The organism is Adlercreutzia sp. CNCM I-6215 (assembly GCF_977072315.1).
Genome location: NZ_CDRVMA010000002.1, coordinates 61,890 through 88,726, shown reverse-complemented (window position 1 = coordinate 88,726; position 26,837 = coordinate 61,890). Strand labels below are relative to the sequence as shown.

Annotated in this window: 18 protein-coding genes; 13 read left to right on the top strand and 5 right to left on the bottom strand. The window is 65.9% G+C overall.

The genetic code is table 11. The features are described 5' to 3' along the window. The first annotated feature begins 98 nt into the window (after positions 1 to 98). From mfd to ACW4LP_RS02085, 3 genes are all read left to right on the top strand, one after another. Positions 99 to 3,974 (top strand): transcription-repair coupling factor, encoded by a 3,876-nt coding sequence (gene mfd, locus ACW4LP_RS02095; RefSeq protein WP_451917797.1) that lies wholly within the window; start codon positions 99 to 101, stop codon positions 3,972 to 3,974. Positions 3,975 to 4,133: 159 nt separating this feature from the next. Next, positions 4,134 to 5,153, top strand: coding sequence for an EamA family transporter (locus tag ACW4LP_RS02090; protein ID WP_302148455.1), 1,020 nt, complete (start codon positions 4,134 to 4,136; stop codon positions 5,151 to 5,153). A 261-nt stretch (positions 5,154 to 5,414) separates the two neighbouring features. After that, on the top strand, positions 5,415 to 5,861 hold the full coding sequence (locus ACW4LP_RS02085; RefSeq protein WP_161128343.1) for a hypothetical protein: 447 nt from the start codon (positions 5,415 to 5,417) through the stop codon (positions 5,859 to 5,861). An 88-nt stretch (positions 5,862 to 5,949) separates the two neighbouring features. On the opposite strand, the gene ACW4LP_RS02080 is transcribed toward ACW4LP_RS02085, so the two are convergent. Then, complete coding sequence (locus tag ACW4LP_RS02080) at positions 5,950 to 8,247, bottom strand: hypothetical protein (protein WP_455803422.1); 2,298 nt, start codon at positions 8,245 to 8,247, stop codon at positions 5,950 to 5,952. Positions 8,248 to 8,563: 316 nt separating this feature from the next. Between ACW4LP_RS02080 and gltX the strand changes: the two genes are divergently transcribed. The 3 genes from gltX (at position 8,564) to ACW4LP_RS02065 (ending at position 12,061) form a co-directional block, all read left to right on the top strand. Further along, complete coding sequence (gltX, locus tag ACW4LP_RS02075) at positions 8,564 to 10,186, top strand: glutamate--tRNA ligase (protein ID WP_455803421.1); 1,623 nt, start codon at positions 8,564 to 8,566, stop codon at positions 10,184 to 10,186. Positions 10,187 to 10,216: 30 nt separating this feature from the next. Beyond that, the gene (locus tag ACW4LP_RS02070; protein WP_455803420.1) at positions 10,217 to 11,500 is read left to right on the top strand and encodes a hypothetical protein; all 1,284 of its coding nucleotides are present in this window, start codon (positions 10,217 to 10,219) and stop codon (positions 11,498 to 11,500) included. A 144-nt stretch (positions 11,501 to 11,644) separates the two neighbouring features. After that, on the top strand, positions 11,645 to 12,061 hold the full coding sequence (locus ACW4LP_RS02065) for a PaaI family thioesterase (RefSeq protein ID WP_455803419.1): 417 nt from the start codon (positions 11,645 to 11,647) through the stop codon (positions 12,059 to 12,061). A gap of 222 nt (positions 12,062 to 12,283) precedes the next feature. On the opposite strand, the gene metK is transcribed toward ACW4LP_RS02065, so the two are convergent. Together metK and ACW4LP_RS02055 are read right to left on the bottom strand one after the other, a co-directional pair. After that, positions 12,284 to 13,552: a methionine adenosyltransferase gene (gene metK, locus ACW4LP_RS02060; protein WP_455803418.1), complete on the bottom strand. Its 1,269-nt coding sequence runs from the start codon at positions 13,550 to 13,552 to the stop codon at positions 12,284 to 12,286. A gap of 190 nt (positions 13,553 to 13,742) precedes the next feature. Next, a complete protein-coding gene (locus tag ACW4LP_RS02055; RefSeq protein ID WP_206604507.1) occupies positions 13,743 to 15,344 on the bottom strand; it encodes a radical SAM protein in 1,602 nt (533 codons plus the stop codon). Positions 15,345 to 15,632: 288 nt separating this feature from the next. Between ACW4LP_RS02055 and ACW4LP_RS02050 the strand changes: the two genes are divergently transcribed. From ACW4LP_RS02050 to ACW4LP_RS02020, 7 genes are all read left to right on the top strand, one after another. Then, the gene (locus ACW4LP_RS02050) at positions 15,633 to 17,024 is read left to right on the top strand and encodes a circularly permuted type 2 ATP-grasp protein (protein ID WP_114540530.1); all 1,392 of its coding nucleotides are present in this window, start codon (positions 15,633 to 15,635) and stop codon (positions 17,022 to 17,024) included. Continuing rightward, a complete protein-coding gene (locus ACW4LP_RS02045) occupies positions 17,025 to 17,951 on the top strand; it encodes a lipoprotein intramolecular transacylase Lit (protein ID WP_161128349.1) in 927 nt (308 codons plus the stop codon). Beyond that, complete coding sequence (gene ybaK / locus ACW4LP_RS02040) at positions 17,951 to 18,436, top strand: Cys-tRNA(Pro) deacylase (RefSeq protein ID WP_455803417.1); 486 nt, start codon at positions 17,951 to 17,953, stop codon at positions 18,434 to 18,436. Before ACW4LP_RS02045 ends, ybaK begins: the two co-directional genes overlap by 1 nt. Positions 18,437 to 18,457: 21 nt before the next feature. Then, positions 18,458 to 20,836: a replication restart helicase PriA gene (gene priA, locus ACW4LP_RS02035; RefSeq protein ID WP_114540527.1), complete on the top strand. Its 2,379-nt coding sequence runs from the start codon at positions 18,458 to 18,460 to the stop codon at positions 20,834 to 20,836. Positions 20,837 to 20,959: 123 nt separating this feature from the next. Continuing rightward, complete coding sequence (locus ACW4LP_RS02030) at positions 20,960 to 22,117, top strand: hypothetical protein (RefSeq protein ID WP_455803416.1); 1,158 nt, start codon at positions 20,960 to 20,962, stop codon at positions 22,115 to 22,117. Continuing rightward, positions 22,114 to 23,970 (top strand): protein kinase domain-containing protein, encoded by a 1,857-nt coding sequence (locus ACW4LP_RS02025; protein ID WP_227069629.1) that lies wholly within the window; start codon positions 22,114 to 22,116, stop codon positions 23,968 to 23,970. Before ACW4LP_RS02030 ends, ACW4LP_RS02025 begins: the two co-directional genes overlap by 4 nt. Next, a complete protein-coding gene (locus ACW4LP_RS02020) occupies positions 23,967 to 24,947 on the top strand; it encodes an FHA domain-containing protein (RefSeq protein WP_302012390.1) in 981 nt (326 codons plus the stop codon). Before ACW4LP_RS02025 ends, ACW4LP_RS02020 begins: the two co-directional genes overlap by 4 nt. A 29-nt stretch (positions 24,948 to 24,976) precedes the next feature. Here ACW4LP_RS02020 and ACW4LP_RS02015 read toward each other — a convergent pair whose 3' ends face one another. After that, complete coding sequence (locus ACW4LP_RS02015; protein WP_114540524.1) at positions 24,977 to 26,200, bottom strand: hypothetical protein; 1,224 nt, start codon at positions 26,198 to 26,200, stop codon at positions 24,977 to 24,979. A gap of 19 nt (positions 26,201 to 26,219) precedes the next feature. Next, the gene (locus tag ACW4LP_RS02010) at positions 26,220 to 26,480 is read right to left on the bottom strand and encodes a hypothetical protein (RefSeq protein WP_114540523.1); all 261 of its coding nucleotides are present in this window, start codon (positions 26,478 to 26,480) and stop codon (positions 26,220 to 26,222) included. Between the last annotated feature and the right edge of the window lie 357 nt (positions 26,481 to 26,837).

The following is a 26,837-nucleotide window of genomic DNA, read 5'->3' as shown; positions in this document are numbered from 1 at the left end:
GCGCCCCAGTGCGCTACACTGTGCGAGGCGCTCATCCCGGGCGCCGACCGCCCGCTCGGGCGGCTTTTGCCGTTTGCCCTACTGGAAAAGAGACCGCTGTGCTCATCGATTCGCTCGCCTTCACGCTGGAGAAATCCGGCTGTCTGGATACGTTCTGGGGAAAGCTCGATGCCGGCGAGGACGCCACCTTGGGTGTGGCCGCCTCGGCGCGGCCCTTCCTCGTGGCGGCCCGCTTCGCCCATGCGCCCCAGCCCACGCTCGTCGTCGTGGCCGGCGAGGACGCCGCCGTCGCCTTCGCCCGCAACGTGGCCGCCTATGTGGGGGAGGAGCGCGTGCTGCGCTTCCCGGAGCGCGACGATTACCCCTTCGACCCGAAGCCGGCCGATCGTCGCGTCATCGCCCAGCGCATGGAGGCCGCCTGGGCGCTCAAGAGCGGCCGCGAAGTCGTGGTGGTGGCGAGCGCCCGGGCGCTGCTGCGCCTGTTGCCGCCGGTAGAGGCGAATGCTGCGCGGCCGATCGCGCTTACGGCCGGCGAGGAGCTCGAGGATATGGGCGTCGAGGGCGTCGAGGAGCTGGGCGACCTGCCCCGCGCCCTGGAGGCCGCCGGCTACGCCAACACCGGCGAGCTGGACGGCCCGGGCACCTTCGCCGTGCGCGGCGGCACCGTGGATGTGTTCCCCGGCAACCTGTCCTTTCCGGTGCGGCTCGACTTCTTCGGCGACGAGCTGGACGAGATTCGCCGCATCGTGCCCGCCACGGGGCAGACCATCTCTTCGCTGCCCTCCGTGGAGATTTACCCCGTCTCTGAGTTCCCCACCTCCCCCCGGGCGCTGGCCGACGCGCGGCGCGCCCTGGAAAAGCCGGCGCTCACCAACCCGGCTCTGCGCGATGTGCTGGAGAAGCTGGAAGGGGGGCTTCGCTTCGACGGCGCCGATGTGGTGCTGCCGTTTCTGTACAAGAAGCCGGTGACGCTGGGCGCCTACGCCGGAGCGGGCACGTGTGCGGCCCTCATCGAGCCGCGTTCGCTCTTCGATGATGCGGCCCACGCCGCAGATGACATCGCCGAGCGCGCCCGGGGTACCAACATCGCGCTCGCGGGCCTGTTCGCCGAGCCGGCGGCGTTGGACTTCGGGGGCGAGGTGCGGGCCACTTATGTCTCCATCATGCGGGTCGGCGGCGCGCTGGACGACGAGCTGCCGGTGAAGCGCGTCGATGTGGCCGGGATGCCCGACAAAATATTCGGCAAGCTGAAGAGCCTCGCCGCCGACCGCTACACCATCGTCTTCTCGGCTCCGAACTTGCGCGCCCGCGAGACCATGCGCCACGCCTTCGTCGATCACGGTATTCCCATCCAGATTGTGCAACCGGAAAATTTGGACGATGGCGAGTCGCAACCCGAAAGCACAGAGGCCGACACCCCGGCCCAGGCCAAACGCCGCCTGCGGCGGGGGGTCGTCAACATCGTGGACAACGACATCCCGCTCGGCATGATCATCCCGAAGGCGCATCTCGCGCTGGTGTCGGCCGCCGACACCCAGGGTTCGCGCGCCGCCAGCCGCCGCGTGCGCTCCCGCGTGGATGCCACCGAGGTCACCTTTCCGTTCAAGCCCGGCGACTACGTGGTGCACGCGGCCCACGGCATCGCTTTTTTCCGCGATCTGGTGCGCCGCGAGGTGGACGGCACCGAGCGCGACTACCTGCAGCTGGAATACGCCGAGGGCGACAAGCTGTTCGTCCCCGTGGAGCAGCTCGACCGCGTGACCCGTTACGTGGGGCCGGAAGGCGGCAGCCCCCGTCTTACCCGCCTGAACACGAGCGACTGGGCTCGGGCCATGAACCGCGCCCGCAAGGCCACCAAGAAGCTCGCCTTCGACCTCGTGGACGTGTACGCCCGCCGCGCCGCCACCCAGGGCTTCCGCTTCTCGCCGGACACCCCCTGGCAGCGCGAGATGGAGGAGGCCTTCCCTTACACCGAGACCCGCGACCAGCTCGCCGCCATCGCCGATGTGAAGCACGACATGGAATCGCCGCGACCGATGGACCGTCTCATCTGCGGAGACGTCGGCTTCGGCAAGACCGAGGTGGCCCTGCGCGCCGCCTTCAAGGCCACTCAGGACGGCAAGCAGGTGATGGTGCTCTGTCCGACCACCATTCTGGCCCAGCAGCACTACACCTCCTTCAAAGACCGCTTCGACCCCTTCGACGTCACCGTGGAAGTGCTCTCGCGCTTCCGCACGCCCGAGCAGCAGAAAGCAGCGCTGGAGGGCTTCGCCAAAGGCGACGTGCAGGTGCTCGTGGGCACGCACCGGCTGCTCTCGCGCGATGTGAACCCGCACGATCTGGGACTGGTCATCATCGACGAGGAGCAGCGCTTTGGCGTGCAGCACAAAGAGCAGCTGAAGAACTTGCGCGAGTCCATCGACGTGCTGACGTTGTCGGCCACCCCCATCCCGCGCACCATGCAGATGTCGCTGTCGGGGGTGCGCGATATGTCGCTCATCCTAACGCCGCCCGACGAGCGGCGCCCCGTAGAGGTGCACGTGGGGGAGTGGGATCCCGACGTCGTATCGGCCGCCATCCGCTACGAGTTGGCGCGGGGCGGCCAGGTGTACTACGTGTCCAACCGCGTGCGCTCCATCGACGAGGCCGTGGACCGCGTGCATGCCGCCGCCGGGGAGGCGCGGGTCGGCGTGGCCCACGGGCAGATGACCAAGGAGGAGCTGGAGCAGGTGATGGAGGAGTTCGCCGCCGGCGAGCTGGACGTGCTCGTGGCCACCACCATCATCGAGAGCGGCATCGACAACCCCCACACCAACACGCTCATCATCGAGGACGCCCAGCGTCTGGGCCTCGCCCAGATGTACCAGCTGAAGGGCCGCGTGGGCCGCTCGTCCACCCAGGCCTACGCCTACTTCATGTTCCCCGAGAACGTGCCTTTGACCGAGGAGGCCGCCGCGCGCCTCACCGCCATCAACGAGCACCAGGATCTGGGCAGCGGCATGCGCATCGCCATGCGCGATCTGGAGATCCGCGGCGCCGGTTCTATGCTGGGCGCCGAGCAGTCCGGCAATATGTCAGCCGTGGGCTTCGACCTGTTCGCCCAGATGCTCAACCAGGCCGTGAACGAGACCCGCGAGGGCGTGGGCGCCTCAGGCGAGCTGCCGCCGGCGCTTTCCGACATCACCGTGAACATCCCCGGTCACGCCTACCTGCCCGAGGAGTACATTCCCGACGCCGACGCCCGGGTGCTGTGGTACCGCAAGCTGGCTTCGGCCTCCACGGTGGAGGAGGTGGCCGCCCTCCGCGAGGATATGCTCGCGGAGGCCCCCGAGATGCCCGAGGCGGCGGCCAACCTCTTCGAGCGCGCATGGCTGAAGGCCTTCGCCAACGAGCACGGGGTCAAGCTCATCTCCGTGGCGGCGGGCAAGCTCATCGTGGAGCCCATCGACATCCCCGCTGCTGCCATGAAGCCCCTGCGCCGCGCGGCCGGCCGCTACCAGACGGACAAGCGCAAACTGACGCTGCCTTTGCGCTACTTCTCGGAGGAGGAACGCGACAACCTGCTTCCGGCTATCGTGCACTTCCTGGAGAAACTCTTCGGCGAGACCGACGCCGAAGAGGGGGCTCCTTTCGCGGAGATGGAGGGCGGCGCTTCCGGCTCTGCCTCCGATCCTGCCTCTTCTGTCCCCCGGGGTATCGCAACAGATCCCGCTGCGGGCGTTTCCAAAAATGCTCGGACAGGCTCTGCTAAGGCTGTTTCGCAAAATGCCCCGACCGATTCCCGCAGGGGCGGACCGAGGTCCGCCCTGGGCCAGGACCCGGCCAAGGGCTCAGCGTCAGCCGCTCCCGCTCCCACTCGCCCCACGGGGCGCAGCGAACGGCGCGCCAACAACCTCGCCAAGGGCGATGCCGCCCGCGAGCGTTTGGCCGCCAAGCGCGCCGCCCGTGCCGCCAAGCGCGAAGAGGGGCGATAGCCGCGCCGCCCGCGCCGCCAAGTGCCGAGGGCGGCAGTAGGGAGGTCGCTTTGCCCGCAGCGGTCGAAGGTGCGTCCTCTCTGGCTCCTTGTGCATGGGATGGTGTATGCTGCCTCTGCGGCAACGGATTTCGATGGATTGCACGGAGGTGAGACGGCGGTGAACGCTTCTAAGGTCTTCTGGCGAGGGGTGGTATGTGCCCTGGCGGGTGCGACGCTGTGGGGATTCTCAGGAGCCTGTATCCAGTTTCTCGCGGAGAGTTACGAGGTAAGCTCCGCCTTCATCTCCGCCGTACGTGCCGGCGTGGCGGCCCTGCTGTTCGCCGTCTTCGTATTCGTTACGCGTCGCGAGGCTCTGCTCTCGCTGCTGGGGAGCCCCGCCGCCCGTCCGACGCTCGTTCTGTTCGGCGTGGGGCTGTACCTCTCGCAGATCACCTATGCGGTGTCGGTGGCCCTCACCAACGCCGGCACGGCCACGGTGCTCCAGGCCACCTGCACGGTGTTCGTCATGCTTATCACCTGCGCCCGAGCGCGCCGTCTGCCGCGCGTCGCCGACTTTGTCGGGCTGATGTGCGCGATGGCCGCCGCGACGCTCATCGCCACCCAGGGAGACTGGGGCGTCATCGTGCTGCCGGTGGCGGGCTTGGCTTGGGGCATTGCCAACGCCTTGTCCGAGACGCTCTACATCATGGCGCCCCAACGGCTCTACGGCCGATGGGATCGCCCCACCATCATCGCCTGCGGGATGGTCATTAGCGGTATTGTCGCCGTTCTCGTGTGGCTCATCGGAGAGATGATCGTTTCGCTGCTCGCCGCCCCTTCTGTCGCCCTCGGCGCTGCGGGCTCGATTCTCGCCGACCTTTTCGGCACCGCCGGCAGTTTCGTTCCCGACATGGACGCTACAGGCTGGCTCGCTCTTGTCGGTGGCGTGGGCGTTCTTGGTACCTTTGCTGCTTTCGGGCTGTTCCTCTACGGCGTGTCGCTCGTGGGCTCGGTGAAGGGGAGCCTTCTGGGCGTGGCTGAGCCGGCCGGTGCCATGGTCATCGCTGCCTTGTGGCTGCACACTCCGTTCTCTGCCTGGGATTGGATCGGCCTTGTCCTCATGGCCGCCATGATCGCCCTCGTCTCCCTCTCCGGGCAGAATTCCGAAGGCAAAAGGAAGCGCTCAGGCGCCCGCTAAAAGTACCGCCATGGTGCCCCTTGTTTTTTAGATGGATCGAAGTAGGGCGGGGATCGTAGCAGCGTCAAACCGCAGTTATGTCGCGGCAGTGTCTCGTTTTCGCTGTGGACAACTCTATGAGCAGGCACTTTGTAAATAGGCACACATGAAATGACCACAACTGGAAGGCTTGCAACATAACTGATGAGTGGCAGTTTGCGTTGTGCCGAAGCGGTGGAGTCATAATGGGTAGAGCGAGGAAGCGTGATAAAGGAGTGTCTAATGGAAAAATTGCCGCCGGTTGAGAAAGTGTACGAGGCGTGGACGGCGCTGGTCGACGATCGCTACGATTTGAGTCCGGAAGCGCTTATCGTGCGATCGTCGGACGGGTCGAAGGAGTACCGGGTGACCTGGGACGACGAGGGACGCTACCGCTCCAACGACAACGCGACGTTCTGGCAGGGGTATGCGGGATACCCTGTCATCATGGCGCTCATGCTGCAAGGACGCGTGCCCTTCAATGGGGAGGTGGCCGCTTGGTTCAAGGGCATTCCGTGGAAGGCGCTCAACGATGCCCACAAGCGCGACTACGCTGCCGCGCTGGCCGAGGCCTTCGAGCGCGCGGGCCTCGACATGCCTCGGCAGTTGCAAGCCGAGGAAGCCGCCGCTGAGGTAATGGAGGCCCTGCGGGAGTTGCCCGTTTCCGTGAGGAGGCCGACAAGGAGGTAGTGGTCAGGGCGACGGCCTCGATGTGCGCTCTCAGGTAAAGAGGAGCCACGGCGATTGCGGCTTACGGTGCGGGCGATGCCGAGCTACGCTACTTGGCCCGGGCACGCTTCATGCGGGCGCGGGCGAGGGCCGCGGCGCCGCCCGAGACGACGGCCAGAGCTCCCACGGCGAGCAGCGCATCGGTGGCCGCGTCTCCAGTCTGTGGAACGCCGCGGTAGGCGATCGAGCTGCTGCGGTAAGTATGCGTGCCAGACGCCGCGCTGGATGTGCTGGGTTTGGCTGTCGCCTTAGAGGCGTCATCCTTGTCCGCGCCCTTCGTCCCGTTGCCGTCGGTCTGGTCGTCGGCTGCGGTGCTGCCATCTGTCTTGTCCCCGGCATTCGCGTTGGCGTCTCCGCTCGGCTGCCCGTCGTTTGCCGTTCCCGTCTGTCCGTCGCTCGGGTTGCCCTCGCCGCCCTCGTTGCCCGATGGCGTGCTCGGGGCGTTCAGCTCCTCCACGGTGGCGCCAGGGGCAGCGGCCGCTGCTGTTCGGGCTGCGCCGGCGTCACCATAGTAAACGGTCTTGCCTCCATCGTGAACGACGGCCTGGGCGTTGTGCTTGGCCGTTGAGGCGGGCACGACGGAAAAGGGGGCCGTCGCGTGAGCGTCGGCGGGGACGAACTCGGCGTAGGAATCGGCCACATAGGGCGCTACGTCCTGGTTGTAACTGCCGCCCTTAAGCGCGAGTGACCCCGTGCCGCTCACGGTGGCCAAAGGCTCGGGCTTGCCGTCGGCTCCCTCGGCGGTCGCCACGTCGCCCTGTCCGGTTACCGTCAGGGCTCCATCCCGAAGGGACAGGCCGCCGTCCGTGGCGAAGAAGAGGTTGAAGCCGGCCAGATCCAGCGTGAGCTCGCGGCCGTCGGAAACGGAGAGGGTCGGCTGTTCGCTCACGCTGCTGACGAGCTTGATGGTGCTGTGATCGGGGGCCGTTGCGAAGGCGCCCGCGAGCGTGGCGTAGCGCGTCGCTCCGGTCTGGGCCACCCAGGCGCTCCCGTTGTCGCGCACGGTGAAATCGCTCGGCGTGTTGTTGTAGGCGTAGGGGCCCTTCAAGGGAGCCGTGATGGCATTGAGCGGGGTGGCGCTCACGTTGTTCTCCACGAGGATGCCCTCGGGCACCGTGGAGGGCAGCGACGAGATGTCGGCGTTCTGCAGGTTGCCCACGATGCCCCCGGCGAAGCTCGAGCTGGTGATGGACGCGGCCGTATTGGTGTTTCCGCTTACGGTGCCCGCGTTGTAGAACGTGCCGACGATGCCGCCGGCGCAGCTGCCGCCTTGCACGGAGGCGCTGTTGGCGCAGCCGGTCACCGTGATGGGCGCGCTGGCGGCGTAGGCGGGCGCGGCGCCGTCGTAGCGGGCCCATCCCACGATGCCCCCGATGCCGTAGGCACTGGCGTTACTCGTGGAAACCGCCCCGGAATTGGTGCAGCCGCTCACGGCGCCGTAGTTCTTCTGCTCGCCGACGATGCCGCCGACAGAGTAGCTCGTGCCGGCAATGGCGCCGCTGTTCTCGCAATTCGACACGAAGGTCGCGCTGAGGCCGGCGATGCCGCCGATGCAGTCGGTGCCGGAAATGCTCCCGCTGTTGCGGCATCCGGTGATGGCCATGCGGCCGGTGGGGGTGGTGTAGTAGGCGGCGCCCACGATGCCGCCGGCGTTGCCCACGCCGCCCACGGCGGCGACCGAAGCGCTGTTCTCGCAGTTCTCGATGGTTCCGGACAGCGTCATGCGCCCCGCGATGCCGCCCACGCCCGCCTTGCCTGAAACGGATCCGGAGACGCTTACGCCGGATGCGGTGGCATCGTTCGCCATCATGCCGCAGAGGATGCCCGCCAGCTCGCTTTGGGGCACGGTGACTTCCGCATCGGCCACGGTGAGGTTCTTCACGGTGGCCCCGTCCAGAATGCCGAAGAGGCCGATGGCGAAGTCGGCGCCCTGGGTCGAAGCGATCTTCAGACCGCTGATGACGTGGCCCGCGCCGTCGAAGGTGCCGGCGAAAGGCGTGCTGCCCTCGGCGATACCGCTGCTCTTGCGCGTGCCGACGCCGATGGGCGTCCATTCGGCGCTCTCAAGATCTATGTCGGCGCCGAGGGCCACGTATTTGCCGTCGTAGTCGTCGCCTGCGTTCACGGCATCGCGGAAGGCCGCTAGCTGACTTGCATTCTCGATGAGGTAGGGGTCGGCCTCGGTGCCCGCGCCCGAGGCGAAGACAGCGCTGTCCGCGGCCCAGGCCGGGGATGCCCAGCAGAGAGCGGCGAGAAGGGCGAACGCGGCAACGGCCCAGCGGAGGGACACCGACGAATGCGGAAAGAAGCGGGCGGTGAAGGCGTGTACGGAACGGTGCGGGGCCATGGTGGTTTCCTCTCTTACGGCGTCGTGCGGGCATGCGAAAAGGGACATGGCAGGCGCATCCCTCGAGGATGGCCGTGCGAAGCCCCTGCAGCGACGCTTCCAGTCTAGGCGCGCCGTTGCCCTCTCTTCGGGTTGCCGTCCAACCGATATGGCTCCACCGCCGAACTGTCACGGAGCGTCACGGCACCGTTGCGCTGCGGACACGAGCCCTGCACCGAACCGTCGCCGAGCCGGATGTGGTCAATGAATGATGGGTCTGCCCCCGTGCTATACTGGCGCTATTACCTGAAACGACCCCGAGGACTGAAGGAAACCCATGACCACGACCAAGCCCGTGCGCGTCCGCTTCGCGCCTTCTCCCACCGGCAAGCTGCACATCGGCGGCGCCCGCACCGCCATCTACAACTGGGCCTTCGCCCGTGCTACCGGCGGCACCTTCGTCCTGCGCATCGAGGACACCGACCCGGAGCGCTCCACCGAGGAGAACACCCAGATCATCCTGCGGGCCCTCCGCTGGATGGGACTCGATTGGGACGAGGGCCCCGAGGTGGGCGGCCCCTGCGGCCCCTACTTCCAAACCCAGCGCACCGACACGTACGAGGCAGCGCTGCAGAAGCTCATCGATGCCGGCGCCGCCTACCCGTGTTTCTGCACCAAGGAGGAGCTGGATGCCAAGCGCGAGGCCGCCGAGAAAACCGAGGGAGGTTACGCGGGCTACGATCGCACCTGTCGCGCCATTCCAGCCGACGAGGCCGCCGCGCGCGTTGCAGCCGGCGAGCCCCATGTCTGGCGCCTGAAAGTGCCCGACGACCACGGTCCGGTCACGTTCAAAGATGCCGTCTACGGCGACATGAGCTTCCCCATCGATGTGATGGACGACATGATCCTGCGCCGCACCGACGGCACGTTCACTTACAACTTCGCCGTGGTCTGCGACGACGTGAACATGGGCATCACCCACGTCATCCGCGGCGACGACCACCTCTCTAACACTCCGCGCCAGGTGCTCATCTACGAGGCCCTCGGCGCCGAGGTGCCGCTGTTCGCGCACCTGTCCATGATTCTCGGACCCGACGGCAAGAAGCTCTCGAAGCGCCACGGCGCCACTAACGTGGAGGAGTACCGCGACCGGGGCTATCTGCCCGATGCCCTCGTGAACTTCCTCGCGCTGCTCGGCTGGTCGCTCGACGGCGAGACCACCATCATCCCGCCGGCGGAGCTCTGCCGCACCTTCTCGCTCGATCGCATCACAAAGAAGCACTCCATCTTCGACGAGAAGAAGCTCGACTGGATGAACGGTGTCTACATCCGCGACATGGGCGCTGCTGCCTGGGTCGACGCCGCCAAGCCCTGGCTCGCCCAGACCAACCTGGACGGGTCGAACGTGCCGGACGGCATCACCGTCGTGCCGACGCTCACCAAGGAGGAGGCGGAGGCGGCCGCCCGCGAGTTGCGCCTTCCCGGAGCCGACGTGGACGCCGACACCTGGGAGGCGTGCCTGGCCGACGTGGACGACGATCGCGAGTTCTACGAGGCCATGTACCCGCTCGTGGCCGAGCGGCTGGCGCATTTGGACGAGATCCCCGCCAAGCTGGCGTTTCTGTTCTGGGGCGACTCGGTGGTGCTCGACGAGAAGAGCGTCCAGAAGGTGCTGTTGAAGGAGGGCGCGCGAGCCGACGAGGCGCTCGCCATTTGTCGGGCCATCCTCGCCGACGACGACAACCCGTGGGACGCCGAGGCGCTCGAGGAGCTCTGCCGCGCCGCCGGTGAGGAGGCCGGGCTCAAGCCGAAGCTTCTGTTCCAGCCCTTGCGCGTGGCCGTGTGCGGCAACATGGTGTCGCCGCCTTTGTTCGAGGCCATGATGCTGATGGATCCCGCCGACATCGTCGCCCGCATCGACGGCGTCACCGAAACCGTGTTCAGCGAGCGCGCCAACTAGCGGCCGCGTCAACCAGAAAGGTCGAAGACCATGGACGAGAACAGCAACATCCCAGGCGCTTCCGGCGTGGAGCCTCAGCAGCCGGCGCCGGAGCCGGCGCCAAGCGCCGTGCCTGAGAACCCCTTCGCTGCCTTCGGAGCGCCCGGTCCCGGCTCTCAGCCTGCGCCCGCGGCGCCCTCCGATGCTGTGCAGCCGGCGCCTGCCGCAGCCGCTCCGGCTCCCGAAATAGCGCAACACGCGCCCACGGCGCCGACGCAGCCCTACTACGACGCCACGGCGGCACAGGCCGCCCAGCAGCCCTACGCCCCCTACGGACAGTCCGCCGGCGCTGGGCAGTCGTATGCCTACACTCAAGCTACGGCCCAGCAGCCGACCTACGCGCCCTATGACGGCGCCGGCTACGGCTCCTACGGCGCGGGCAGCCAGCCGCCGGTGCCCCCGGCGCCCGCACAGAACATCTATCCGGGCTACGAGCCGCCCAACCCCAACCAGAAGCGGCGCTGGCCGTGGTTTCTGCTGGGCCTGGCCGTGGGACTCGTCGTCGGCATGGGCGGTTGCGCCAGCTGCGTGGGGATCATGGCCCTGGCCGACTACGATAGCAGCTACGACAGCTACAACAGCTACGATGACGGCTACGACTATAACTACGATTACGACTTCGGCGACACCGATATGTGGGCTCCGGAGGACAGCTACGGCACCGACGAGGACGCCTCGCCCTACGGCACCTTCACCTTGGACGAGATCGCCTCGGTGTTCGAGGCCGACGGCATCTCCCAGGGCGAACCGGGGGAGGGTGACGTCTGCACCAAGGGCTTTTACACCGTAGGGCCCGCCGGCCAGATTCCCGCCGGCCTGTATTACTTGGAAGGTTCCAACGAGAAGCTCTCCCACTACTACGTGTTCGACGGGGACGACGGCCGCTATTCTGTCGATGACTCTGTGCAGTACTTCGGCAACTACTTCGTCGATTTGGACGAGGGCGATCTCATCGTGTTCGATCCTGGCGACGAGGCGACCATGTATCCGGCCCCCTCTACCTCCACGGATCCGACGGCGCCCTACACCAACGGCTGCTACCGCGTGGGCATCGACATTCCCGCCGGCAGCTACACCATCACTGCGGCTACCGTGGGCGAGGGCGAGACCGACGAGGACTCGGCGGCCTTCGTCATGAAGAACCTCGACTTCGACGACGACTCCATTGTGGACACCAAGTACGTCATTCCCGGCGGCGAGCAGACGGTCACGGTCAGCAACGGCCAGTACTTGGAACTCTTCGCCGCCACCGCCACCCCCGTCGCTCAGGGGTAAGGGCAACCACCTGCGTGGACGCCAGTGCATTAGATCCGTAGGGGGCGACCTCGGTCGCCCCTTCCAACCAGAGAGATTTTTCTTGCTGATGAGGGGCGACCGAGGTCGCCCCCTACGAAGGTTGACCGGAGGGAAAGGATTCCTATGGCGAAGCAGCTAAGCGATCACCCCACGTTGGAAGAGCTGAACGACTTCTTCGGTCACGACCGGTTCGCCGAGCACGCGGGCTGCCGTATCGTGGAAGGATCGCGCGACCACGCCGTGCGCGAGCCGGACATCCAGGACCACCACCGCAACGCGCTGGGCAACGTCATGGGCGGCGCCATCTTCACCTTGGCCGATTTCGCCTTGGCCATTGCCAGCAATACCGGCGGGAACCCGAGCGTGTCGGTATCGAGCACCATCGAATATCTCAGCGCCTCGAAGGGCACCTGCCTCATTGCGACGTGCAACGCGGATAAGTCCGGCCGCCGCCTCGGCTTCTACACCACCGATGTCACCGACGACACAGGGCGCCGCATAGCGCGCGTCACCACCACCGTCTTTCGCGAAAGCGAGTGAGGACAGCAAAAGGGCCCCGGTCGGGGTCCTTTCACTTATGAAAGATGGGGTCTTGCTGGACGACCCGTAGGGGCTGACCTTGGTCAGCCCTCTCGAGCGGAATGACGTTCCCGGGTTGGGAGGGGCGACCAAGGTCGCCCCCTACCGAAGGAGCGGCCAGCGAGGACTGTCTGAGCGAATCAGAATGCCGCGCGTCTCCCCGCCGGGAGAGCCGCAGCCAGGTTACTCGACCCCGCAGGCCGCCCGCAGGGCGTCGGCGCGGTCGGTCTTCTCCCAGGTGAACTCGGGCAGCTCGCGGCCGAAGTGGCCGTAGGCGGCCGTCTTCCGGTAGATGGGGCGGCGCAAGTCCAGCTCGTCGATGATGGCGCCAGGGCGCAGGTCGAACACCTCGGACACGGCGCGCTCGATATCCTCTTCCGGCACATGGTTCGTGCCGAAGGTCTCCACCATGACGCTCACCGGCTTCGCCACGCCGATAGCATAGGCGATCTGCACCTCGCAGCGGTCGGCCAGCCCCGCGGCCACGACGTTTTTGGCCACCCAGCGCGCCGCGTAGGCCGCCGAGCGATCCACCTTGGTGCAGTCCTTGCCGGAGAACGCCCCGCCGCCGTGGCGTCCCATGCCGCCGTAGGTGTCCACGATGATCTTGCGGCCGGTAAGACCGGCGTCGCCCATGGGGCCGCCGATGACGAAGCGGCCTGTGGGGTTCACGTAGATCTCGCAGTCGTCGGCGAGCGCCACCCCTTCGGCCTCGAAGACCGGGCGGATGACCGTCTCGATGACGGCCTCGCGCAGCGCGTCCTGTTCGATGTCCTCGGAATGCTGGGTGGACACGACCACCTTCTCAACCGCCGTGGGCGCCCCGTCGATATAGCGCACGGACACCTGGGTCTTGCCGTCGGGGCGCAGAAACTCAAGCGTGCCGTTCTTGCGTACCTCGGTCAGGCGCTCGGAGAGGCGATGGGCCAGGTAAATGGGCATGGGCATGAGCGTGCTCGTCTCGTTGCAGGCATAGCCGAACATCATGCCCTGGTCGCCCGCGCCAATCGTCTCGTAGGGGTCGGCCGCGGCCGCCTCGTCGCGCTGGGCCTCGAAGGATGAGTCCACGCCCTGGGCGATGTCGGAGGACTGCTCGTGGATGGAGCTCATGACGGCGCAGGTGTTGCCGTCGAAGCCGTACTTCGCGCGGTCGTAGCCGATGGAGCACACCACGTCGCGCGCGATGGACTGCACGTCCACGTAGGCCTGGGTGCGAATCTCGCCGGTGACGAAGACGGTGCCCGTGGTGACGAGCGTCTCGCAGGCGCAGCGCATCTTCGCCGGGTCGGCCGGGTTGCCGTCGGGCGCGATGTAGCCCTCTGCAGCCAGGGCGATCTCCTTGGCGAGAATGGCGTCCAGAATGGCGTCGGAAATCTGGTCGCAGATCTTGTCCGGATGTCCCTCCGTGACGGATTCGGACGTGAACAGGTACGATGAGTGCTTTTCAGCCATAAGAGTCCTCTCTTATCGGTGTTGGCCGGACCACCTTGGCGCTCAGGTGAGGGACGCGTCAGGTTGGTGTCGGGATCATCGAGCCAACTCTCTACCCCGACTCTGGATAATGCAGATCGCGCGTCCGATGCGGGCGCGCGATCAAGTATGCTAACGGTTCGAAGGAGCGGGCGCAAGGGGAGGAGTCGGCCTACGCGGTAACTTCATCGGCGGCCTTCTCGGCCCTCTCGGCGGCGCCACCTGCGGCCTGCTCCGTCACGGCGGCGTCGGCCTGAGAGAGCAGGGCTCCCTCGTCTAGGGCACATCTCAGCTCATCGGCCAGCGCCGGCTCCAGTGCCATCTCGTCCACGGGGCGGTCCGGATCGAAGGCCCCGTGCATGGTGCGGCCGAGCCGCGCAAACTTCGCCTTGTCGGTTTCGGCCATGCCGCAGAACTGGCGTGCTCGGTAGGGTGCGCGCTTGTCGGCGCCGTTCGTCCACAGGCGCTCGGCCTCGGGCGCCCATGCCCGGGCCGCCGGGCGGCATTTCTCGGCCAGATCGTGGGCGCTTTCCGTTTCTACGAGGTCGGTGCCGCGGGCGCCGCTCTTCTCGACCATCTCCTCCAGGCGGTCGGGATTCTCGAGCATCGGACAGGGCCGCAGCAAGTTGTCGTTGAAGGGCTGCCCCTCGTAGTAGGCCATGAACAGCGGGCTCTTCAGGCATTCCAGCAGTGGTTGCTCGCGGATGTTGGCATTGGAGTAGTGGATGAACACGCAGGGCTCCACATCGCCTGCCGCGTTGATGTGCAGATAGCGGCGGCCTCCGGCGATGCAGCCGCCGACGAACTCGCCGTCGTGTTGGAAGTCGAGCGTCAGGATGGGCTTCTCCGCCCGCACGCGGCGGTTGAAATGGTAGAGCAGTTTGCGGTCGTCCGGCGTGGGCATGAGCTCGGTCGGCGCGCCCTTGCCCACGGGCATGTAGGTGAAGATCCAGGCGAAGAGCGCCCCTTTGTCGGTGAGCCAGTCGAAGTACGCGTCGGAGGCCACGGAGTGCGCGTTGTCGTGGGTGTAGCAGATGGACACGCCGAAGGGCAGCCCGTGGCTCGCGAGAAGATCCATGGCCGCGTCCACCTTGGCGTAGGTGCCCGCGCCGCGCCGCCCGTCGGTGGCCGCTTCGTCGCCCTCGGCGGAGATGGCCGGCACGAAGTTCTTCACGCGGATCATCTCCTGGCAGAACTCCTCGTCGATGAGCGTGGAGTTCGTGAAGCACAGAAACGCGCAGTCCGGATGGGCCTCGCACAGCCGAATGAGATCGCGCTTGCGCACGAGGGGCTCGCCGCCAGTATAGATGTACACGTGCACGCCGAGTTCCTTGCCCTGGCGGATGATGGAGTCGATCTCGTCGTAGGCGAGGTTCAGGGCGTGCCCGTACTCGGCGGCCCAGCAGCCGGTGCAGTGGAGGTTGCAGGCGCTCGTCGGATCCAGCAGGATGGCCCAGGGGATGTTGCACTGATGGCGCTCGCGCATCTTCTCTTGCCTGCCCCAGGCGAGGAAGTTCGCGTCCATGACGAAGGTCTTCAGCAGATCGGCCCGCACCTCGGGGTTCAAGTCCATGACGCGCATGATGAGCTGGTACATATTCGTCTTGTTCTTGATGGCGTCCGAGAAGGCGGCGCGCTGCTCGGCGAACAGGCTGGCCGGAGCGAGGGCGTCGATTTTGCCCATGATGTTCGCCATGTTGTTCTCGGGGTCGTCGCACAGATAATCGACGAGCTTGTAGGCCAGCGCTTGCTTCGCTCTCTCGGTGGGTTTCATGGGCTTCTCCTTTGCACGGGCTTCCTTTGGCATAGCGTCATTGTGGCAAAATTGCATTCCGTGAGCGTTCGAGTCATGATTACTGTCACGGCCTTGATCGCTTGCCGTTTCTAAGTTGTCGCTTGCATGTCATCTAACGCTGTGGCTTCAAACTTCGAGGTCACGCGGGCCCATCCTGTGCGGGCGTTGCGCGCTGCCCGCCAACGGCTTTCCAACGCGTTGCCCGCGCTTCGCGGCGGTCGTGCTACACTTATCCAAACGCACAAAAGCCCAAGGGACGGAGCCCTCATGCCAAGCAATGCCGATTACACCCGCGAGTACTTCCAGATCATCGACGAGCTGGACGGCGACATCGAGAGCCGCCGCGCCGCGTTCAACTATATGCAGGACTCCACGGCCATCGTGCACCACCAGGTGGTGGCCTCCTCCTTCGTGCCGCGCCTGTTCAACCGCAAAACCTACGAGGTCATGAAGCGCACGGCCGAGACGAGCCACCGCATCCTCTGCAAGGTCATCGAGCGCTACCGGGCTGACGAGGAGTACCGCAAGCTGTTCGATTTCGACGAGCGTCTCGTGGAGCTCATACTGCTGCCCCGCGACTACGATTCCGTGCTGCCCTTCGCCCGCGTGGACACGTTCTTGAACGAGAACGACTACCGCATCCACTTCTGCGAGTTCAACGGCGACGGCAGCGCGGGCATGAACGAGAACCGCGAGATCACGAACTCCATCGTGGGCTCCGACACCTTCCGCACCTTCGCCGAGAACCACGCCGTCCAGGGCTGCGACTTGTTCATGCCCTGGGTGCGCGCCTTCATGGACATCTACGGCACCTACCGCTTCAAGGTGGAGAACCCCCGCGTGGCCATCTGCGATTACCTGGAGAACGGCGTGGTGGACGAGTTCCACATCTTCGCCGAGAAGTTCCGCGAGGCCGGCGTGGAATGCGTCGTGGCCGACGTGCGCGAGCTGTCCTTCGACGGCGAGGTGCTGACGACACCCGACGGGCTGCCCGTGAACGCCATCTGGCGGCGCTCGGTCACCAACGACGTGCTGGAGTTCTGGGACGACTCGCAGGACCTCATCAACGCCGTGCGGGCGCGGAAGGTGGCGCTCATCGGGGCGTTCTCCGGGCACATCGTCCACGACAAGCAGCTGTTCGAGGTGCTCTTTGCGCCGGAGACCCAGGCCTTCCTCACCGAAGAGGAGATCGCGTTTGTGGAGGAGACCGTGCCCATGACGGCCTTCCTCAACGACGATCAGGTGAACATCGACCAGATCCGCGCCAACCGCGAGGAGTGGATCATCAAGCCCACCGACCACTACGGCGCCGACAACGTGTACGCCGGCTGCGAGGTGAGTCAGGAGGAGTGGGAGCGCGTCATCGACGAGTTCGCCAACGAGCGCGCCGGCTACCCCTTCATTGTGCAGCGCTACATCCGCCCCTTCAAGACCGACACGCTGCCGCCGGACCGCGGCATCAACGAGGCGCCCGACGGCGCCGTAGAAAGCGAGCCGGTACCTTACAACAATCTGAACGGGCTGTACCTGTACAACGGCCACTTCCAAGGCGTCTTCAGCCGGCTGGGGCCGCATCCGACGATTTCGAAGACCAACGACGGCATGACCGCGGCCACTATCTGGGTCGATTGCGACGTGCCCGATGGGCTGGAGCTGTAAATGGGATCCGATAGCATTCTCGCCGGCATCGGCGCCACGGTGCTCGCCGTCACCCTGCTCGTGTGCGGGTTCGCCGCCTGCTGCTTGCCGGTGACCACCGCCTCACTTGCCGGCGCCGTGAGCACGGGGGCGGATTCGCCCTACACCCACGAGCAGCTGGTATCGCTGGCGCAGGAGACCCGCGCGTTCACCGTGGACGCCCACTCGAGCATGGAAGAGGCCCGCGAGTCTTTGGCCGCCGACGTGGTGGCGGCGGCGCGGGAGGCCTCGGCTGAGGGGGCTCCCAAGTACTCCCAGTGGACGCAGCAGGCCAAGCAGGTTCTTGGCGATGCGGAAGGGGAGGGCGGCGCGGTGGCCGCGGACGATGGCGCGGCCGCTGGCGACGGTTCGGCGCTTGAGACCATGGATGCGCTGGCGAAGGTGTCCGACCGCTACGCCCTGGACGCCGATGCGGTGAGCCACTTGGAGGACTGCAACGGGCTCATCACGGGCTTGAGCTCCTATCTGGGCATGATCGGCGTGGCGGCGCTCATCATCGCGCTGGTGCTCGGTTTTCGCAAGCAGTTCGCGGCGCTCGCCTTCATGCTGCGCATGGGGCCGGCGCTGCTTCTGGCGGTGCTCGTCGTGCTGGGGCTGTGGGGCGTCATCGACTTCAACGGCCTGTTCGCGGCCTTCCACTCGCTGTTCTTCGTGGACGGCACCTGGACGTTCAATTACGACTCGCTGCTCATCTCCATGTATCCGATCGACTTCTGGATGGGCATGGGGGCGGTCTGGGTCGGCTCGGCCATCGGCGTCGGGCTGCTCTGCTTCGCCGCCGGCTGCCTGTTCGCGTGGAAGGCCCAGGTGCAGCACCGCGAGCTGGAAGAGGCCGCCGCGGCCGACGCCGCCCGCTCCAAGAAGCGCCGCAAGAAGGGCCGTCGCTGATGGCGCGCGCCCCCAAGGACCACAAGACCAACGCCCTGCGCGAGCTGGACGCGGCGGGCATTCCCCACGAGGAGCTGTTCTTCGACGCCGAGCCCACGATGACCGGCGAGGAGATCGCGCGCTCGCAGGGGGAGGATCCCGACGCCGTCTTCAAGACCCTCGTCACCCAGGGCAAGTCCGGCGGCTACTACGTGTTCCTCGTGCCCGTGGCCGCCGAGCTCGACCTGAAGAAGGCGGCCGCGGCGGCCGGCGAGAAGGCCATCGCCATGATCAAGGCCCGCGAGCTTCTGCCGCTCACCGGCTATGTGCACGGCGGCTGCTCGCCCATCGGCATGAAGAAGCGCTTTCCCACCTTCGTGGATGAGACGGCCCAACTCTTCGATACGATTCACTTCTCGGGCGGCAAGGTGGGCTGCCAAATCCGCATGAACCCCGACGACCTCGTCCGCCTCATCCCCTTCCAATACGCCGACCTCACGGTGTAGGCTTGCGGTATACTGGCGGGCATGAACATTGCCTCGGTCATAGTCGACATTCCTACCCAAGCTCTCGACACCCCCTATTCCTACGCGGTTCCCGACGAGATGCTCGTCGGGGAAGGGGGGCGTCCGGCCGCGGTGGGTTGCGCCGTGCTCGTGACGCTCGGCGGCCGCAAGGCCGTGGGCTACATTGTGGGCCTGGAAGAGGTCGCTCCCTCTCCGGACGAGGGCACCGACTTGTGGGGGACGCCCCAGTCGGCGGCCGATCTCAAGCAGGTGGAAGCGGTGCTCTCGGCGCCGTTTTTCGACGAGGAGGGGGCGGCCTGCGCGCTCTGGCTCGCCGAACGCTACGCCGCGCCGCTTTCCGAATGCGCGCGCTTGTTCACGCCGCCGCGGGCCGTGCCGCGCATCGTGCGGGGCCGCGACGGCCGTTGGCGCGTCGAGGAGCCGGCCATCGGGGAAGTGGACGACCGCTGGGTCACGCGCGGGCCGGACTTCGACGCGTTCGTTCCCCGCAAGAACGCCGTGAAGCAGCAGGAGGTGCTGGCTGCGGTGGGCGCCGGCGACGTGCGCGTGGCCGAGCTGTCGCGGGAGTTCGGCGCCGTGGGTTCCACGTTGAAGGCGCTGGCCGCCAAGGGGGCTGTGGTGGTGGAACGCCGACGGCGCATGCGCGGCATGGAAGGTGCGGGTTCGGCCCCGGGCGCCGCTCTCGACGCGGCCGCTGCCCCGGCCAACCGGGCGGCCCCCTCTGCGGCCCCGCAGCTCACCGAGGGCCAAAAGGCTGCCGTCGCCGCCATCGAGGCCGCCCGGGCCGCGGGCGACGGGCGTGTGGTGCTCGTGGACGGCGTCACCGGTTCCGGCAAGACCGAGGTGTACCTGCAGGCCATCGAGCGCACGCTCGCCGAGGGGCGCCGCGCCATCGTGCTCGTGCCGGAAATCTCGCTCACCCCTCAGACCGTCGCCCGTTTCCGCGGCCGCTTCGGCGACGCCGTGGCCGTCATGCACTCCCGCATGAGCGACGGCGAGCGCTACGACCAGTGGGACTTCATCAAAAGCGGCGCGGCCAAAGTCGTCGTGGGCGCCCGCAGCGCGCTGTTCACGCCTGCGGCCAACGTGGGGCTCATCGTCATCGACGAGGAGCACGAGGGCTCCTACAAGCAGGATTCCTCGCCGCGCTACCACGCGCGCGACGTGGCCGAATGGATGATGGCCCGGGCCGGCGGTGCGCTGGTGCTCGGCTCGGCCACCCCTTCCATCGAGTCCCTCTACCAAGTGAACAAGAACCCGCGCTGGACGACGGCGGCGCTGCCCGAGCGCGCCAACGGGCGACCCATGCCCGCCATCGAGGTGGTGGACATGGCCGCCGAGTTCGCCTCCGGTTCCCGGGCCATGTTCTCCGGACGCCTCGCCCGGGCGCTGGGCGAGGAGCTCGCACAGGGCCGCAAGGCGGTGCTTCTGCTGAACCAGCGCGGCTTCGCGAAGTTCCTTCTGTGTCGCGACTGCGGTTTCGTGCCCGAGTGTCCGCACTGCTCCACCTCGCTCACCTACCACGAGCAGGGCGCCAAGCTCATCTGCCACCACTGCGGCTACACCGTGGGCGCCCCTCCCGTGTGTCCGGAATGCGGCAGCCCCTACCTGAAGAAGTTCGGCGCCGGCACCCAGCGGGTGGAAACCGAGCTGCGCCAGCTCTTGGACGGGCTGCCCGACGTGGGGCCAACCGTTCCCATCATCCGCATGGACGCCGACACCACCCAGGCCAAGGGTGCGCATCAGGCCCTTCTCGAGGAATTCGCCGCCGCCGATGCCGCGGTGCTGCTCGGCACCCAGATGATCGCCAAGGGACTCGATTTCGACGACGTCACGCTGGTGGGCGTCATCAACGCCGACACCCAGCTGCATCTGCCCGACTACCGCGCCGGCGAGCGCACCTTCCAGCTCATCGAGCAGGTGGCGGGCCGCGCCGGCCGCGCCGAGCTGGACGGGCGCGTCATGGTGCAGACCTACGAGGCCGACGACGTGGCCATCCGCGCCGCCGCCACCTACAACCGCGGGATGTTCCTGCGCGCCGAGCTGCCCAAGCGCAAGCTTTTGGGCTACCCGCCCTACGTGCGAATGGCCAACGTGCTTCTGTGGGGCGCCGACGAGCACGCCGTGGCCACCGAGGCCGAGCTCCTGCACGCCCAGCTGGCCGAGCTTGTCCGCAACGAGGTGGGGGAGCGCTGGCAGGTGCTGCCGGCAGTGCCCTGCGTGCTGGCGAAGCTGCGCAACACCTACCGCTACCACATCGTGGTGAAGGCGCCTTTGGACGACGATATCTCGGCGCCGCTGGTGCGCCTGTTCCGCACGCGTAAGGTAACCCCCGCCGTCAACGCCGCCGTCGACATCGATCCCATGGATCTGCTGTAGAGCCGAACAGAGACCCCTCTGAAGCTCGCTTCCGCGACGCGTGCTATACTGGCAACACCACACTGTGCCATTATCTTGACGACGTACATAAGACCAGGTCTTATGCGAAAAGGAGCGCGAACGGTGGAATTGTCCCTTCATCGCTGGCCCTATGCGGGGCGTGCCTTTCGGCGCGCGTCCGTACCCCCTTTGCTGGGCGGGCTTCTCACGTTTTCGCTCTCGCTTATGGCAGTGGGCATTGTCGTGTACGCCGGTGCCGTCCCGTCTCTGGCGGAACAGAGCCCTCTTGTGAGACAGTGGGCGGGCGCCGATCGCGCACGAGCGCTCGGTCCTGATGCGCCGCTTATGGGCGTGCATGGCCTTTCCGGCACCGGCGGCGGTCCTTCCGGAGCCGGAGACGCGAATGGCCCGGGGGCAACGAGCGCCACATCGGACGATACGGCTTCGACAACTGATGCGGGCGCACTGTCCGACCCTGCGGATCTTCTGCTGCTGGGAGGACGGAGCGTGTCGCTACTCGGCGGTTCCGGCTTTGCTGCTCCGACGAGTACGGGCGCGGGCGCTGAGCGCGGATCCTCGAACTCGGCACACGTCGAGGCGCCGGCGTCCTCGGGCAATCCGAATACTTCAGGCTCGAACGCGACCGGCTCAGGTTCCGCGAACGGAGGCGGCGGCGCTTCTTCGGGGAATTCTTCGGGCGGCGGTTCGTCTTCAGGTGGCTCATCGGGCGGCAATGCTGTTGCGCCGACACCGAGCGAACCGGAGCCCGACCCGGAGCCGACCATCCCCGTTGAGGCCGGAGGCCCGGTTCCCGAGGATATGGAGCAGCGCATATGCAGCACCTTGCGCAGCGAACACGACGTGCTCAAGGCGGAGGCCGCGAAGGTGTACCAATGCGCCGACGATTACGAGCGCCTTTGCATGACGCGCCCGCAGCAGTCGCGCATCGAAGCGGCCCGGACGGTTTCGAGCCTGCTGAGAGAAGTGCAGTTGGCGGATTCCGACATGATGATGGAAGTGGGCTACGCGTGCAATCGCGATGACGGAACCATGTACGGCGCCTCGCGCTATAGCGGAAACTTCTCGCAGATGCATCAGTCTTACGGCGACCTGATCAACCTACTGTACGAGTTGGATAATGCCTGGTCGGGGAATTGCTATTTCGAAGATCCCGCCGCGAATGCCGATTATTGGTCGGGCCGTGTGACAAGAAGCGCAGCGACGGGGCGCATGGCGTATCTGGAGGCCTACGAGGCCCATGTGGGCGGAGCGCGTCCGTGACGGCGGTGCTAGAGGCGCGCCCCGTTGGCGGTGCGCTGGCCGATGACGCCTGCGGCGCTTCCGTACGCCTTGTTCGGGTGGAGGCGTTCGAGCCTGCAGTCTATGTCGCCCCTGAGCATCGCGACGCCTACGAGCGACGCTTCGTCACGCTGCTGGTGGACGAGGCCTCCTGCCGCCGAGGCGGTGTAGGGGAAGTGTTCCGTGCTCGCAATCCCCGTGGCGAGCGGTTCGCACTCAAACGTTTGCGACAGCCTGATGGCAAGGGAGCGGACGATGGGCTCGCCGAGGCCCGTCGAGCCGCATTCGATGCCGAATACGACGCCCATCGCGCCTTGTCCCCGTTGCGCGGCTTCCCCCGCCTCTACGGACGCGGCCGCGTCGGTGAGGATTCGGTCATCGTGATGGAATGGGTGGAGGGGGTCACGCTCGAAGAGGCGGCTCGCGCTCTGGCCGTGGACGACGAGGGGCGGCTCTCGCCGCTTACGGTGGCCCGCATCGGACGCGACCTGTTCGATCTTCTGGCTCGTATGGCCTATGTTGAGGGCGGCCTGGCCCATCGTGATGTGGCCCCGCGCAATATCATGATCGATACGGGACAGCTTTCCGCGGCCGATCAGGTGGAGGAGGGCGCCTTCCAGCTCGTTCTCGTCGATTTCGGATCGGCTGTTCCGCTGGAAAGCGCGGATTCCTCGCTGACGGCGCGATGGGGGGCGCCCTTGGGGGCGACAGCCGATTTCGCCGCCCCCGAGATGCTGACCGACGATGTATTGGGGGCGGTGGCTCGGCGCCGGTCTCCCGCTGTCGATGTGTACGCGGCTGCCAGCGTGCTGTACCAGTTGATGGAGGGGCATTCGCCCTACGACCTCAGCTTTGCCGGTCGCAGCCAGCGCGAAGGCCGGTCTGCCTACCGCATCAAGACGGAGTTCTCGGCCGAGACGCCCGCCGGTGCCCACGGGAGCGCCGCAGATGTTCGCGCGGTGCTCGCTTCGGAGCCCGAGGTAGCCGTAGCAGTGGGGCGTGCCGCTGCAGAGTTGGATGGCGCCCCGGCGCCGCATCGCGTTCGAGCGGCCTTGTCTGCGGTGGACGACCAGCTCGCAGAAGTGCTCATGGCCTGCCTCGTCCCTGAGCAGAGTCGACGTCCCCAGGCAAGGGAGGTACGGGAGGCGCTCGCCCTGTTCTGCTCCCAGTACGCTGACAACGTGGCCCGCTCTCTGCGCGGCGAGCCCTTGGCGCCGTGCCCTTTGGGCGGGGCGGCGGCAACGGCAGCCCGGCGTCGTCGACGTTTGCGTCGGGCGACCCGCGTGGCCGTCGACGCGCTCTCGGCGGCCGTGGCCGTCGGAGGAGCTGTGGCTGCAGGGCTTCTCACTCAGGACGTGGCGGTGGCTTTCCCAGCCGGTCAGCCGCTATGGTCGGGACCGATGCCGGGGCTTGCGGTCTCCGCGGCGCTTCTGCTGCCCCTTGCGGGCGCCCTTATCGCCCGCGGCAGCGAGAGAGACACTGGCTTCGGTTTCGTGCGAGGGCTTCTCGGGTCGCTTCTGGGCGGCACGGTGGCGGGTCTTCTGGCCTCGCTCACGGCATGGCCGAGCGAGTCGGTCTCGGACGCTCTCTATGCGGCGCTGTTTCTCGCCGTCGTCGCTCCTTTACCGGGATTGGTCGCCGATTGGGCCTTGGCGCTGCCTCCGTTGTCGTCTGCGTCCTCCACCGCCCCGTTGGCGCGGCCCGTCTTGCCCTGGGGTGCGGTGCCTTCCGAGGATCGTGCCATCTCGACTGCGAGCCGCGAGGCCTTGGCGTTAGAGACAACGTCCGAGGCAATTTACGAATTAGCTGATGAGACCAATGAGGAGGGCGTATGACCCCCATCGATGCCACACCCACTTCCGTGCTGTTCGATTTGGCGAAGCGCCATTGCGGCGTGAGCCACAAGGAGCTGGCGGGCTTGCTGCTGTCGGGCCGCCCGCTCTCCGACGGGCGCAGCCCCCAGAGCCGCCTGGGCGATCGTACCTGGGTGTCGCGGTTCATCGTGCACGCGCCGGCTGGAACGCTCTCAGACAGCTACTTCTGCGACTACGCCGTCGGCGCACTCCGGTTCGCGGCGCGCATGAAGTCGCGCAGCAAGCGCGCTCTCACGGGCAACGCCATTCTCGAGATTGTCTGCGGAGAGGCCGGCCGCGCCATGGACGACGCCCTGAAGGCATGCGGGCAGAGCCCCACGCTGTACCGCAACATGATGGAACGCATCGCCTGCGAGGGATCGCTCACGGCCGACGAGCGCGCCGAGGTGGCCCTGGTGCTGCTGGTGACGGCCGCTTGCACGGCCGACGTGCGACGCGCCGTGGCCGAGGCGCGCGAATTCTCCGAGAAGATGCACGGAGGCGGTCTTGCCACACCGCCCTTGGCGCCGATGTCTCAGGGCGCTGCGCGCGAGGCGGTGACAGCCGGCGCCGACGATCGCCCGCGCTGGTTGGGGCTTCTGCGCATCGTCGACGGCATCGTCGCTGGCGCGCCCCAATGGGTGGAACCCACGGCGACAGGCGCGGAGGTAGGTGCGCTCGCGCTAACGGAAGGGGCCGTAAGCGAAGTCGGCCCCGATGTGTCCGGCCGCCACGCGCGCCTCTGGCGCGACGATGCGGGCGCGTGGTGGGTGCAAGGTTGCGATTCCCGTCACGGCACGGTGCTCGTGAACGGTCTCACTGGCGAGGAGACGGTGGTGGAGCCGCCCCGCGGCCAGCGCGATGGCTGGCAAGCCTCTCCCGCGCCCGTGGCCCCGGGAGACCAACTCCGCCTCGCCGCCTCCACCACCTTCCTCCTCATAGAGGGCTACCCGGGGTAAGTAACTGAGTGCGACCGCACCGTATTGATTCACTCCGCTACATCAGGATACTCACTCTTCCATCTTTCGATATAGCTATTTCTCAAGTCTTTGGAGTCCTCGTAATTATCCTGTGCTAACTGCCCGAGGAACTTGGCCACAAATTCGTTGTAATCGCCGTCGTAGTTGTTCTGGACGTACTGGTAGAGCGTTTGGTTCTCGGCTTCCTCATCGCCTATGATCTGATAAAGCCCCGCAGCTGAGCCGAGCTTGCTTTCTGAGCTGAGCTGGCTGGCTTTTTCACGGATGGAGCCATCGATCTCGTTCTTGCGGTCTATTCTAGAATACCAGCGTTCCAGTGTTGCGAACTCTTCAGAGTCAAGAGCGCTTTGTGCTGCCTGCAACGCACATTCTTGTGCTGCCTGGTCGGAGCCTCGATAAGTTCCGAGCTTGAGAAAGGCGGAATATGCGCTGTCGTAGTTTTTCTCACTCAAGAGACGGGCTGCGGCATTGTAAGAGGCGTTCGGAACGATGACATCCGTTGTGAAGAACAAAATGGCTAAAGCAGCAACTACGGCAATGATGAAAGAGGCGCTTGCGATCAATCTCTTTCTCTTTCGTTTGGCAGTACGGATCCTGCGTTCTTCGCATCGCGCGATAAGGGACTGTTCGTCCTCGAGGGCGACAAGATAATCTTTGGAGAGATCGCATCTGCAGCACCGATCCCGATCGACATTGGGCATGCCGCAGGAACATACCCACCATGTATTGTCAAGTGTTACCGCATGGCGGTATTTGGAAGAGTCTTTGTAAAGTTCTTCCAGTGATTTAGCGCGTTCTGCGGTCGCTTTTTTGTCAAGCACAAGCTCAGTTCCCACAGGAATGGGCCCGGGCTCGGATCCAGCTTCAGCGTGCCACTCTATTTCAGGTTGAGAGACAGAGAGAACGCGGACGATAACGTTGGTGATTTGCGAACCAGCAAGTGAAACCGGTTCGGGACGATGCGTCTTGGCTGGCTGGACGTCGGCGTCGAGGGGGTTGAGCTCCACGGTTTCGGAAGCGCCGTCGACATAGCTCACATCGGCTTGCAGCTTGAAACTGTCTACTGTAGCTCCGGAGATGTTCGACAGCTTCAGCTGCAGATAGCATTGGCCCGTATCGGTGTTGCGCGATACCTGTACCGCATTTACAAGCAGCGGACAGCCTGGCTCCCAGCCTGGAGAGGTGTCTGCGCCCTGATTGTCGCTGCGAAATACGACCTTGAAGTTTGCCACATCCGTCTCCTCGTATTACTTAAATGGCCGGCAGATCATCAGTTAGGTTTTGTTTAGGGGCTTCGGGAAGTATTCTGCGATCAGGCAGTCCGGCGACATATAACCCCACAGTAAAAGGAGTGAAAAAGGCAGCAATGACGTATAAGTACGCAGTGCTCTTGTTTTGGTAGTATCCCTTCTCGCGGGCGGCTTCGACATAGAGGCTTGTGGGTGCTATGAGCAGAATGAAGTAAATCAGGAGTACAACTAAGATAAGCGGCAGTGTGTTTGGTGTAAACATGGTAAATCCTCTCGTTTCAAAATGTTCTGAATTGATGGGGTGTGGATATAGTATTCGACAGTAATCGAAATATGTTGCGCAACAAATTGCATAAATGACCTGCGATAATGATAGATGCTATGGGGGTAATCGCCTGGGTTTCTCATGGAAGGGGGGCCGACGCAGAACATGGCCCCCCTCGACAATGGTCATCCGATCTGAAGTTGTTGCGGGAATGCGGCGTTCCGAGCGAGGCAAGGGCGCGTCCTTCCGACGACGGTTGCGTGCAACCGCGGCGACGGCCCCATACAGAGGTAAGGAGGGTATCCACCGCAGTTACCGCACTGTGTCGGGGCGCTCGTAACACGGCGAACCACC

Bases quoted from the DNA above. Each gene is read 5' to 3' on its own strand.
- ACW4LP_RS02085 (WP_161128343.1), top strand. From the start codon at position 5,415: ATGGAAAAATTGCCGCCGGTTGAGAAAGTGTACGAGGCGTGGACGGCG.
- ACW4LP_RS02080 (WP_455803422.1), bottom strand. From the start codon at position 8,247: ATGGCCCCGCACCGTTCCGTACACGCCTTCACCGCCCGCTTCTTTCCG.
- gltX (WP_455803421.1), top strand. From the start codon at position 8,564: ATGACCACGACCAAGCCCGTGCGCGTCCGCTTCGCGCCTTCTCCCACC.
- ACW4LP_RS02070 (WP_455803420.1), top strand. From the start codon at position 10,217: ATGGACGAGAACAGCAACATCCCAGGCGCTTCCGGCGTGGAGCCTCAG.
- ACW4LP_RS02065 (WP_455803419.1), top strand. From the start codon at position 11,645: ATGGCGAAGCAGCTAAGCGATCACCCCACGTTGGAAGAGCTGAACGAC.
- metK (WP_455803418.1), bottom strand. From the start codon at position 13,552: ATGGCTGAAAAGCACTCATCGTACCTGTTCACGTCCGAATCCGTCACG.
- ACW4LP_RS02055 (WP_206604507.1), bottom strand. From the start codon at position 15,344: ATGAAACCCACCGAGAGAGCGAAGCAAGCGCTGGCCTACAAGCTCGTC.
- ACW4LP_RS02050 (WP_114540530.1), top strand. From the start codon at position 15,633: ATGCCAAGCAATGCCGATTACACCCGCGAGTACTTCCAGATCATCGAC.
- ACW4LP_RS02045 (WP_161128349.1), top strand. From the start codon at position 17,025: ATGGGATCCGATAGCATTCTCGCCGGCATCGGCGCCACGGTGCTCGCC.
- ybaK (WP_455803417.1), top strand. From the start codon at position 17,951: ATGGCGCGCGCCCCCAAGGACCACAAGACCAACGCCCTGCGCGAGCTG.
- priA (WP_114540527.1), top strand. From the start codon at position 18,458: ATGAACATTGCCTCGGTCATAGTCGACATTCCTACCCAAGCTCTCGAC.
- ACW4LP_RS02020 (WP_302012390.1), top strand. From the start codon at position 23,967: ATGACCCCCATCGATGCCACACCCACTTCCGTGCTGTTCGATTTGGCG.
- ACW4LP_RS02010 (WP_114540523.1), bottom strand. From the start codon at position 26,480: ATGTTTACACCAAACACACTGCCGCTTATCTTAGTTGTACTCCTGATT.